This is a genomic window from Erysipelotrichaceae bacterium 66202529 (assembly GCA_017161075.1).
In the GTDB taxonomy this organism is placed as follows: domain Bacteria; phylum Bacillota_I; class Bacilli_A; order Erysipelotrichales; family Erysipelotrichaceae; genus Clostridium_AQ.
In genome coordinates this window covers 1,755,345-1,767,163 of sequence record CP046174.1, presented here as the reverse complement: position 1 = coordinate 1,767,163, position 11,819 = coordinate 1,755,345, and the positions used below count along the sequence as shown (strand labels likewise).

9 protein-coding genes and 1 other annotated feature are annotated in these 11,819 nt (G+C 43.5%); of the genes, 1 reads left to right on the top strand and 8 read right to left on the bottom strand.

The window, feature by feature from the left end:
- Window positions 1–26: 26 nt before the first annotated feature.
- Both leuA and deoC read right to left on the bottom strand, forming a co-directional pair.
- Window positions 27–1,721 (bottom strand): 2-isopropylmalate synthase, encoded by a 1,695-nt coding sequence (leuA, locus tag GKZ87_08310; GenBank protein ID QSI27919.1) that lies wholly within the window; start codon window positions 1,719–1,721, stop codon window positions 27–29.
- Between the two features lie 44 nt (window positions 1,722–1,765).
- Window positions 1,766–2,023 (bottom strand) — a binding site (T-box leader).
- A gap of 231 nt (window positions 2,024–2,254) precedes the next feature.
- The gene (gene deoC, locus GKZ87_08305; protein ID QSI25479.1) at window positions 2,255–2,974 is read right to left on the bottom strand and encodes a deoxyribose-phosphate aldolase; all 720 of its coding nucleotides are present in this window, start codon (window positions 2,972–2,974) and stop codon (window positions 2,255–2,257) included.
- 306 nt (window positions 2,975–3,280) lie between these two features.
- Here deoC and GKZ87_08300 point away from each other — a divergent pair, with 306 nt between their 5' ends.
- On the top strand, window positions 3,281–4,189 hold the full coding sequence (locus tag GKZ87_08300; GenBank protein QSI25478.1) for a mannose-6-phosphate isomerase: 909 nt from the start codon (window positions 3,281–3,283) through the stop codon (window positions 4,187–4,189).
- A 73-nt stretch (window positions 4,190–4,262) separates the two neighbouring features.
- On the opposite strand, the gene GKZ87_08295 is transcribed toward GKZ87_08300, so the two are convergent.
- The 6 genes from GKZ87_08295 to GKZ87_08270 all read right to left on the bottom strand — a co-directional run bounded on the left by GKZ87_08295 (window position 4,263) and on the right by GKZ87_08270 (window position 11,743).
- On the bottom strand, window positions 4,263–4,829 hold the full coding sequence (locus tag GKZ87_08295; protein QSI25477.1) for a GNAT family N-acetyltransferase: 567 nt from the start codon (window positions 4,827–4,829) through the stop codon (window positions 4,263–4,265).
- Between the two features lie 133 nt (window positions 4,830–4,962).
- The gene (locus GKZ87_08290; GenBank protein QSI25476.1) at window positions 4,963–6,606 is read right to left on the bottom strand and encodes an AAA family ATPase; all 1,644 of its coding nucleotides are present in this window, start codon (window positions 6,604–6,606) and stop codon (window positions 4,963–4,965) included.
- 61 nt (window positions 6,607–6,667) lie between these two features.
- Window positions 6,668–7,897 (bottom strand): GHKL domain-containing protein, encoded by a 1,230-nt coding sequence (locus tag GKZ87_08285; GenBank protein ID QSI25475.1) that lies wholly within the window; start codon window positions 7,895–7,897, stop codon window positions 6,668–6,670.
- Complete coding sequence (locus GKZ87_08280; protein ID QSI25474.1) at window positions 7,881–8,564, bottom strand: response regulator; 684 nt, start codon at window positions 8,562–8,564, stop codon at window positions 7,881–7,883. The genes GKZ87_08285 and GKZ87_08280 overlap by 17 nt, the downstream gene beginning before the upstream one ends.
- A gap of 15 nt (window positions 8,565–8,579) precedes the next feature.
- Window positions 8,580–9,341, bottom strand: a complete 762-nt coding sequence (locus GKZ87_08275; GenBank protein QSI25473.1) for an ATP-binding cassette domain-containing protein — start codon at window positions 9,339–9,341, stop codon at window positions 8,580–8,582.
- Window positions 9,342–9,409: 68 nt separating this feature from the next.
- The gene (locus tag GKZ87_08270; GenBank protein ID QSI25472.1) at window positions 9,410–11,743 is read right to left on the bottom strand and encodes an FtsX-like permease family protein; all 2,334 of its coding nucleotides are present in this window, start codon (window positions 11,741–11,743) and stop codon (window positions 9,410–9,412) included.
- Window positions 11,744–11,819 lie beyond the last annotated feature (76 nt).

The following is an 11,819-nucleotide window of genomic DNA, read 5'->3' as shown; positions in this document are numbered from 1 at the left end:
TATGGTTTTCCTCCTGCTTTTATTGTTTAAGCTTTTGCTTCTTGTTCTGCCTCACGGCGCTGTGCCACTGCCCGGTTGATGGCAGAGAATAATGCCTGTACACTGGATGCGATGATATCGTCATGCACTCCCACACCCCATTGATTCATTTTGCGGCAGTCGATGATTTCCACATAGGACACCGCTCTGGATGAGGAGCCCTTACTCAATGCATGCTCCTTGTAGTCCAGGATATCGAAGGTCAGATTCATATTGTCGCGAAGGGCGTTGCTGACGGCATCCAGACGGCCGTTTCCTGTGGCGGTGATGAATTGCGTTTTTCCTGCATAGGTGATATTCATCGTTACGGTTACAATATCTCCCTGACGGACAAAGTGATAATCGTTAAGTGCATAGGGTGCATTGACATTCATGTATTCCTTCTGGAACAGATCATTGATTTCATTCGGCAGCAGCTCTTTATGCTCGTGGTCGGATACATCCTTCATATAATAGCCGACCTGCTCGCGCATATCGGATGGCAAATCATAGCCGTAGTATTCCTCCAGCATATAGCCGATACCGCCCTTACCAGATTGAGAATTGATACGGATAACATCGGTTTCATATACTCGGCCGACATCTCTTGGATCGATTGGCAGATATGGTACTGTCCAGTGATTGGGATCCTTCTCGTCACGATAATGCATGCCCTTCGCAATGGCATCCTGATGGGAGCCGGAGAAGGCTGCAAATACCAGCTGCCCTGCATACGGCTGTCGCATGTGTACCTGCATACGGGTACAGCGCTCGTATATTTCCACGATACGCGGCATGTTGGTGAAGTCCAGCTGCGGATCAACCCCCATGGCATACATGTTCATTGCCAGGGTGATGATATCCACATTTCCGGTACGCTCCCCATTGCCGAACAGCGTCCCCTCGATGCGGTCTGCACCTGCCAGAATGCCCATTTCCGTATCTGCAACACCACAACCGCGGTCATTATGCGGATGCAGGGATACGATGACATTCTCACGATATTTCATATGCTTGCACATATATTCAATCTGCTGTGCGTAAATATGCGGCATGCTCATTTCCACGGTTACCGGAAGATTGATAATGACCTTATGCTCTGGGGTTGGCTCCCAGATATCCAATACGGCATTGCAGACCTCCAGCGCATAGTCCACCTCTGTTCCGGTAAAGCTTTCCGGAGAGTATTCAAAGCGGTAATTCCCGCCGTCCTCCTCTGTCAGCTTCTTTAACAGCTTGGCACCCTCCACGGCGATATTCAGGATTTCTTCCTTTGATTTTTTAAATACCTGCTCGCGCTGTGCCAGTGATGTGGAGTTATATAAATGAATCACCGCATTTTTGGCGCCCTTGACTGCCTCAAAGGTTCTGCGGATAATATGCTCTCTGGCCTGTGTCAGCACCTGAACCGTTACATCATCCGGAATCAGATTTTCATCAATCAGCTTTCGCAGAAATTCAAACTCTGTCTGACTTGCTGCCGGAAAGCCGATTTCAATTTCCTTGAAGCCAACCTCGACAAGCAGCTGGAAAAACTCGATTTTTTCATCCAGACTCATCGGTATGATCAATGCCTGATTGCCATCCCGCAAATCCACACTGCACCACTGCGGTGCTTTTTCTATATACTCTTTTTCTGCCCAGTCCATACAAGGCTTTGGTGGTAAAAAATACTGTCTTTTGTACTTCTGATATCCTTCCATCATCCTGTCCTCCTTATTGTAACAAAAAAACTCCCATCTCTAAGCTAAGAGACGGAAGTTTATCACCAATTCCGCGGTACCACTCTTTTTGAATGATAAAAAATATCATTCCCCTCACATATCCAGACTTCGAATATGTTCTCACGGTAACGTGTGAGCAGACGGTAACGTTTACTGACATTTCAAAATGTGTTCAGGTTACAGCTTACGGGTGAGTGGATAAGATTTCTGCGCCGCTTTTCACCAGCCAGCGGTTCTCTACAGCAGAAGGTTCCTATGCTTGTCCCGATCCTTGCCTTTGGTTTTGTAGTCACTATCAAAAGGATAAAGCATTTTCTGTAAATTGTCAATGCATTTCTGTAATTCCGTTACATTATTTTGTGAAAATATTTTCATTTTTCTATTCTACGCAATCCTGTCTCTTATTTACAGACATCTGTTTTTGCATTATGGTATCAGCTGCTCGCTTATGCCGTATGCAGCAGCTCTATAATTTTGAATACGTTTCAGTGTGGAGCCGTTACAGTCATTGTCTAATATTCTTCCGGTATTGCAATATAACCGCTGTGTTTAAAGGCTTCTGTCTGCAGCTCCCTGATGATGGACACCCCGGCGCTTGTTCCGATACGCAAAGCTCCGCAGGCAATCATTTTCTTGAATGTAAGAGCATCCCGTATTCCGCCGGATGCCTTTACCTTGACTGCGTTACCGACACACCTGCGCATCAGCTGCACATCCTCTGCAGTGGCTCCCCCGCTTCCAAAGCCGGTGGAGGTTTTCACAAAGTCCGGTTTCACATCAACCGCAATTTTACAAATCTGTATGATTTCGTCCTGCGTCAGATAACAGGTTTCCAAAATGACCTTGCACAGCCTCTTACTGCTTCTGCATACGGTGACGATTTGCTGCATTTCTTCCTTCACATAGTCCCAGTTCCCCGCCTTAACCTCGGTAAGATTGATCATATAATCAATTTCATCCGCCCCGTTGTGTATGGCATCCTGTGCTTCAAATACCTTGGCGGCAATGGTTGTCTGCCCCAGCGGAAAGCCGATGGCGGCTCCTACATGAACATCACTCCCCTGCAGAAATTCTGCACACAGAGCGGTTTGTGACGAGTTGATAGCTGCCATTGCGAAATGATATTCTCTGGCTTCACTGCACAGCTGTTCCATCTGTTTGCGTGTTGCATCTGCTTTGACGTAGGTATGATCAATCATCCCTGCCAGCTCTTCTACTGTCCATCGTTTCATAAGTATCTCCTATCCAGAAAAGTCCTGCCTTTTCTTATTGATATATCATACCCCAGTTGTTACACAGAGGAAAGGGGTATCTTGTAGACGATTTGATAATCACTAAGCATACCAACCAGCACTCTATTAAAATTTTCAATCCAATCGGTATATGCTTCACAGCTTTCAGCTTTTGTATTTATATTATATCACGACAGCTGTAACAGATGAAAGAGAATTAAGCTCTTTATGTTGGTAACCACTGTATTCTGATAGTGAGATATGCTACAATCACAGTAGATATGGAAAAGTCAGGAGGTTAATGTTATGTATATTGTACGTCCCATTACGATGGAAACCCTCTGGGGAGATACGCGTCTGCATTCCTATCAGGGTGATCGTGCTGCGCAGACAATTGGCTGTGTTTATACGCTGAGTGGAATTGATGGAATTGACTGTGAAATTTATAATGCAAAGGAACGGACAACGCTTCACAGGGCGGTACAAAAGAATCCTTCTGCCTTCGGTCTTCAAGAGGGTGAGGATTTTCCTGTGATCATAGCTTTTGATTCCTGTGCACAGGATGTCAGCTTTCAGATTCATCCGACCGATACCTATGCAAAAGAGCAGCTGCACTTGCCCTATGGAAAAAGCGAGGCCTGGTACTTTATTGAAAAGCCAAGTGAAGGCTGGGTATATGCTGAGAACAAGGCAGGTCATCGAACAGCTGTTGAGACTGCGCTGCAAAGGAAGGATTTTCATGGTGTGATCGATCATATTCCAGTTTCGAAGCATGACCTTGTGTATATCCGAAGCGGTACGATGCATGCCCTTACCGCAGGATCCTTAATCTATGAGATTCAACAGTCCACCAACATCACCTACCGCTTATATGATTATGAACGAACGGATAAGCATGGCAATACAAGACCACTTCATGTAAAGGAAGCACTTGCGAATCTGGATTCCTCCCTGCATGTACAAAAACAGAGCTTCCCAAAGGGAACCAGCTTTGACCAACGGGAATTCTCTTTACAGCACCTCACCTTATCCGGCAGCTATACGAATACGTATTCCATCGCATCCGTGATTTCCGTGGTTTCCGGTAGTCTTTTCGTAGGTACATTTCCCGTGTCACAGGGCGTAAGTATCCTTGTTATGCCAGAGGAATGCATTCAGCTTACAGGAAGCGCGGAATGCATCATCGCGGCAGCCCATCCGTATTGGAGAGTATAGGAATAGAAGAAAGAGCTGCTATAAAAAACGCGTATGCTGAAATTCCGATTCCAATATACGTGTTTTTTTCAATTTAGCCTTCCTGTAGCTTTCGCATATAATAATCTTGATACAGCGTACCATCCCATCCAATCAACGGCTCCTTGGATGGACAAAATCCTAGATCCAGCAATACAGCCCTGCGGTTTTCTGCTTCCTGCACACATTTGGTTATAACGTGTGTACACTGGAACAGTCCTTTGATATGCGGTAGAATCATCATAAGGATTTCTCGAAGACAGGACTGCTTTTCATATTTGTGCAAAAGATCAAGTCGCAGTACCGCCATGTTATCATAGGCATCATCCGCTGATTGTTTAAAAAGCTCCATCGTACCAATCACAGTTGAGGAAGTGCAATCGAGAATACTCCAGCGAACGAACCCTTCTCTATGGTATTCCATGATCCAGTAATTGATAGCCTCTTCCATCCGGGCTTTCCTCGTATAATAAAAATTATCTTCACAATTATCACAATTGCAAAGAGCGACTGTTTTTGCTTCACTATACACCTTTAACAAATCATTCGCATCCTCCTGTTTTACGAATCGCATACGGTAATTTTCATTTTGATATGTGGGACATTCTCTATATGGATTCATTGTATTCTCCTTTCTGCCACAAAACTGAAGGGAATTGCTTGTGACAGCTTCATCATAACTTAAAAACTGCGACAGCGTTATGTCACAGTTTTCATAAACTACAGATCATCCATATATTGCATGTCAAATAACATTATGGAAGTGCTACGATCAGGCATGATTTTTTATAAAATGCTATTCCATACCCTACAATATCTGTATATCCCTTCTTCTTCAGCCCCTCCAGATACTGTTTTTCCTTTATCTGCTCACATGCCTGAACTGCTGCATGTTCCACCTCTTCCTCTTTTGAGGCAACTTTTAATTCCAGTAAGAACCCCCGTTTTTTCTTATAGAATGGAAGCACTGCAAGATCGAATCTGCCCAATCCGGATTCCTGATTCGAAAGAACCTGATAGTTACTAAACAATCCAACCAGCATACCATGATAAAATTTTTCATCGTAATCAAAATAGCTGATGGATTCAAATAAGATGCTATTTAATAGCTCATTTGCCAGATTCACATCTTCCTTTCGCAATGCTTCTGCAAAATCACTACGTATTTCCTTTACCTGTTCCTGAAACCATTCTTCAAAAATCGTAGTATAAATTCTTTTAATCTCTTTATTTGGAATCATGAGGCGATACACGCTGTTCTCCTCATCAACGCAGTTTATTGCCTTCAAATACCCTGTATATAATAAAAAGCTATATACATTATTGATTTGATCCATCTCTCTATATGTCAGACTTTCCTTCAGTGGTTTCTCAATATAACCGCCAGAAGACAATATCTCAAACTCCTGTCGCATGGTAGCGTCAGCTTCTTTTATATAGCGGTAAATAATATCATTCCCACTCGTATTTGCCCAAAAGGATACCGGCGTCTTCCGGCTTGTGTTCAGTAACTGATCCATATACATCAATACACTCCATGGATTGTAAATATCCTGTTTCCCAAACCGGTATCCATCATACCAGTCTTTTATGTCCTTTTGATATTCACTGAAATGATAATCCTGTAACAATGTACTGATTTCCATAGGGGAAAAGCCAAATTGTTGACTGGATACCTCATCAAAGATAGAATTAACTTTAAAATTATTAAGACCTGTAAAAATGGATTCTTTCGCGATTCGCAGGCAGCCGGTTAGAATTCCTTTTTCCAGAACTTCATTTGTTTTCAATGCTGCACTGAAGATACCACCAAGAAAATCTGTCATTTCTTCATAATAAGCATTTAAATACGCATTTTGCAAAGGTACATCGTATTCATCAATCAGAAGAATCACTTTCTTCTGATAATGTTTATATAGACACTGACTTAAAAAGCGCAATCCATTTTTTAAGTCAGCAATGTTCACATTACCTTCCTGATAGCATATGAGAAGCTTTTTATCAATATCATCCAGTCTTTCGCTAGTGAATAAATCCTTATATTTACCAATCAGTTCCCGTATGATCACTTTAAAAATATCAATCTGATTTTGAAACCTGATATCCTTCATATCCTTAAGTGTTATCAGAATAACCGGATACTGATTTTGATACTGTGCTGCACCCTTGTTTTTGGTGATGTTGAGTCCGTCAAATAGGTACGCATTTTCTTTTTGTTTGATTGAGAAAAAATAATAGAGCATGCTCATGTTCAATGTTTTCCCGAATCTTCGCGGTCTGGTATACAGAACAACTTTTTCTTTCAATACATCCTGAATAAACATGGTTTTATCGATGTAATAATATTGATGATCGATCAATTCTTTAAAGTCTTCTACACCAATCGGTAAACGCTTCATATCATCAGCTCCTTAGTGGTATTATACCACGTGATTGGAAAATCTCAATCCTGTTGCTGACCTATAATGTACCAAGTACAAGATGAAAGCTTACACTTCCCTCTTCCTGTGTCATAAAAATATCACCATCCATTTTCTGCATCAGCTGCTTACAGATGTACAGACCCAGGCCGTTTCCTGAATGCTTTGTTGCGTTACTTCCCCGATAAAAGCTTTGAAAGATTGCATTCACATCCAATTTATCTATATTCATCCCCGAATTTTCAATTTGCAAAATACTGTGATGATCCTCCTCATAAAAGGATACATGAATCCATTTTCCATCTCCGTATTTCAATGCGTTGTCTACGACATTACTAATAACCTCCCGCAGCCGGATGAGATCAGTATAAATCAAATGCTCTTTACAGGGCTTCTGCTCATAGGAAACAAGTGCCAATTCAACACGCTCCTGCTCATGCTTTAACAGGTTTTCCACTTCATGCAGATACACCTCCTCCATATGAACGTGAAAATCAAACAGGTCTTCTTTACTGGCGTGCATGATTTCCTTGACATACTGATCGATTTTATCACAGTTTTCATACAGTCGCTCACAAATCAGCTCTTCCGGATACAGGTGCTCCCTCATAGCATCCGTATACAGGCGGATGTTGGAAAGCGGTGTTTTGATATCATGTGAAAGAGAAGCAATCATTGTCTGCTTATCCTTCATCAGCTTGTTCTCCCTGTCCTCATGATGCCGCAGCTCCTCCTTCATCACATCGATTGCCCAGACGAATTTTCCGAAAAAGCGCTGTTTCTGCTGTGGCAGCTCATAGGTGAAATCTCTGTTTTTCAAAGCAGTTGCCATTGTCTCCATATTATGAAAGGGCTGTATAATCTGCCTGCGGATATAGAATAGAAGATAAATAACAAACAGGATGACACCAAGCAGGGTGGTATTTATAATCCAGAAGATTGCGGATGGTATGCGCTGTACCTGATAGGTAAAGCGGTAGAAGCTGCCCTCCTTGCTCGCTGGAAGAAGCACAGCTCTGGTTCTGGAACGATCCATGTAGGTCTCTATGGAGGTCTTTTTCATATCAATCAGCGCAACCTGGATATCCGTTTGATCTAGCTCATGCATCGGCGTTCCATTCTCCAGCTCTCTTGCCATGCGATTGATATCAACCAGAGCCTCATCCGGTATCGTTTCATCCCGCAGCTGCAGAAGCACTACATTCAAGACCAGCAGAACAAGCAGAAGCACTGCCGGAATAAGCCAGGTCAGTCTACTCCATGCCTTCATAGCGATACCCTACTCCCCACACAGTAATCAGCCGTTTTGGATGACGCGGATCAGTTTCTATTTTTTCACGGAGCGTATTGACATGTGTTGTCAGCGTAGACAGCTCACTGTCTGAGGCATCCGTCCAGATTACGGAAAATATATAGTCCTTACGCAGCGTTGTATGCTTTTTTCTCAGCAGCAGAACAAGCAGCTCAAATTCTTTTACCGAAAGAGCCAGCGGTTCTCCCCTCAATGTCACAATATGTCGTTCGATATCTATGGTAAGGTCGTCATCCTTTAGAATGCTGCGTTCCTCCTTCATTTCATAGCTTCTTCTCAGCTGGGCTTTAATTTTTGCCAGCATTACAGCCATGGCGAAGGGCTTTTCTACATAGTCATCCGCCCCCAGCTCATAGCCCAGCAGCTGATCGCTTGTCTGCGTTCTTGCACTCATGATGATGATGGGAAGATTGCTGCATTGTCTGGCCTGAGTACAAATGCGAAAGCCATCCATATCCGGCAGCATAATATCAACGAGAAGAAGACGCACCTTCTCCTGTTGTAAAAGAGCAAGTGCGTCATTTCCCCGGTTTACACAGCGTGTCTGATATCCCTCATGCAGCAGAAACCGCTCTAATACATCCCGCAGCTCATTATTATCTTCAACAACAAGAATATCAATCATACACACGCATCCCTTCTACCAGCCCTTTTCCATCAGCCAGTTATATACCTTCTTTTCCCGTTCCTTCAGCTCATCCGTATGCTTCAGCACACCAATATCAAGATTGCTTTCAATTTTCCCATCATTGATATAGCAGATGCGCTGTGCATAGGAAGCCACCTTTACATCATGGGTTACCATCAGGATGGTCGTTCCCTGCTCGTGTACCTTTGAAAACATATCCATGACTTCTCTCGCACTGGAGCTGTTCAATGCCCCGGTCGGCTCATCCGCAAACAGAATCTGCGGCTGATTGATCATTGCTCTGGCGATACAGGCACGCTGCAGCTCTCCGCCGCTTACTTCCTGAATGCTATGTCCTGCAATTGAGGTGATTTGAAACTTTTGCAGCAGCTCCTCCGCATAGGCATTGATTTCTTTGTGCTTCCTTTTCTTTGCCATATAGCCTGGAAGAATCACATTGTCATAGATGTTCAGATTATTTAGAAAATGCATCTGCTGGAAGATAAAGCCCATTTCATGCAGGCGCAGCTTCGCCATTTCGGTTTCATTATACCTGCTGATTTCCTTATGGTCAAATTCCACAATTCCGGAGTTGATATGATCCATACCGCTGATCGTATACAGCAGAGTGGATTTGCCACTGCCGCTTGGGCCCATAACGGCGATGAATTCTCCTTTTTGAATGGTGAGATCCACATTACGCAGGACGTGATTCTGTTTTTTATTTACAACAAAGCTTTTGCATAGCTGTCTGACTTCTATCATTGTTTCCATACGGTTTCCTCCTTATGAATTACGCTCATGTATTTCAACTTCTTTTTTGGATATAGTATCGGAAGCTTTTATTCCTCGCTTAAATCTTTGATATTCCATGCCGGTATGGTACGGTTGACAAGCCATTGCGCCGCCATGGCAGATAGAAGGAACAGCAGTGGATACAAAACATACATATTAAAGGGAGCACTTCTCAGCTCTACACTTCCCATTCCCATGGATTCCAGATAAGCCTCCAGCAGTCCGTTTGTACAGAAGGTGTGTACCAGAATTCCCAATAGAAGACCGCTCAGCACCTGAATCATACAGCGGGCAAACAGCCATCTGCGGATATTGCGTTTCGCATACCCCATGCTGCGCATAAGTGCAATCGCTTTTTTGGCTCGCAGCATGTGCAGCTTGGAGAACAGAATTGTCAGTGCAAAGATGATGATCAGAATGATTGAGATAATCAGATTGGACATCATGGTAATCTGCTGCGGCATATCTCCGCTGAAGGATTTCGTCATCTGCTTGCTGTCAATCAGCTTGAGGTCTGTATACTCCTTTTTTATAGCTTCTGCGATCTGTTGATTTGCTTGTTCGTCCTGTGACAGGTGGATAACCAGATAGCCGGTATATGCGTATTCATAGTCAATATCGCCTGCAAGGATGTTATTTCCCAGATTCATCATACTGCTGTAGATACCGCTGATGAGGTAGGTGTGTTTCTTTCCTTCATATTCCATACTGATGGAATCACCGACCGTTTTTCCATAACGCTTTGCCAGTGTAGTGGAAAGTGCAAGCTCATTGGACAGCTTGGGGGCCTTGCCGTGATCAAAGGTGATTGTATTCCCATCGGCGCGTTTCATGAGGTATACCGAGGTGTTCAGACCGTTATCGCTAAGAGAGGCACTGGTCATAGTTTCCATATCAACACGGACATTCTCATCATAGGCTTTCAAATCACGGCGCACCTTGGCACGTTTTTCTTTTAAATCCTTTATACTGATTCCTCCGTTTTGCTGGGAGTATAGATCACCGGTTGATATTTTGAGTATCTGCAGGAAGGTATCCTTTTGAAAGGCATCCTTGAGGGTTAGAGGAACGAGTATCAATATCATGCAGAAGGCATAAATGATGACCATCATGAGAAAGTGCTTCCTGTGTGCCATTAAATCGTTGAAGGCCAGAAAGTTGTGAAGCTTATGAAGGCGGGTTTTTGCGAGGGTGAAGTGGGTGTGTTCTTTATAGGTCTCTCCTTCATTTCCTTGACGAATGGCATCCATTGTACTCTGTTTTTTCAGCTTTCGCAGAACAAGGGTTGTTACGGTATAGACAAGTGACGGGATCAGGATGACAATAATCAGGGACAGATAGGTTCCTGTGTTCCCCGGCATAAGAGGGACGATACCAGCCTGCATGCTTTCCAGCAGTTTAGCAAACGGGATGGAGGCGAAGAATCCAATGATAACTCCAATCAATGTGACCCCCATGTATTTCATCAGATAGAGCGGTTTGATTTGAGAGTGCTGAAAGCCGATTGCTTTCATGATACCGATTTCCGCATAGTTGCTTTCAATCTGAAAGAGGATGGTGAAGCGGATAATCAGAAAGGACATGCAGAGCAGGATAATACCACTCATGAGCAACATGGCACTGGTTCCGAGGCTGACTCCCATAAAGGAAAGCTCAGCGGTTTCTTTGTCTACGAGAATTGCATTGGGCAATCCGGCCTTCTGCATATCATATTCCAGCTGTTTTGTGTTTGGCCCGTCATTTACCGAGAGTACCACAGCATGATCAATGTCCTGTGTGATATCGTATTGAATTTGATAATCTGCAGGATGCAGGATAATGCGTTTTTGTCCCATCATATCGGAGCCATATACAGAATCACGTACGAAGCTGGTGATGTTATAGGTGTAGGTCCTCGTCCCGCGCAGAATCTGGAAGGTGTCATTAAGCTGTAGGTTTAGCTGATGCTTCATGGATAGCGGAATGCCTACTTCACCCGGTTGAATATCCGGGGTTTTGTTGTTTTCATCAAATAGAAAATTATAGGTCTTGGGCAAGGTTGTCGCAAAGCAGCCGGAGCTTTCCAGGTCATTACGGCCGTTGAAGCACATAACACTCAGTGGCAGGGTGATATCGTGTTCGATTTGATACTCATCGATGCCTTTTGCTTTCATAAAGGCTGTGATTTTCTGTTCGTCTTTTTTGGTAACATTCATCATGGAGAAGTTATAGTCTGCCACCTTTCCCATATCGTCCATGAAGTAGGATATCTGGTTTTGTGATGAATAGATCAGGGATATACTGGCACAGGACAGCATGGTGGATACGGCAAGGAAGATCATTATCATGAAGTTGGTCAGCTTGCCATGCAGCAGGTCGTTTTTTAGTAGTCGCAGCAACATTTTGATTACCTCTCATTTCTGTATGTTCAGTATATCGCAGGAATTCTAAAGAAATCCTAAAGTGGAAGAAAATATG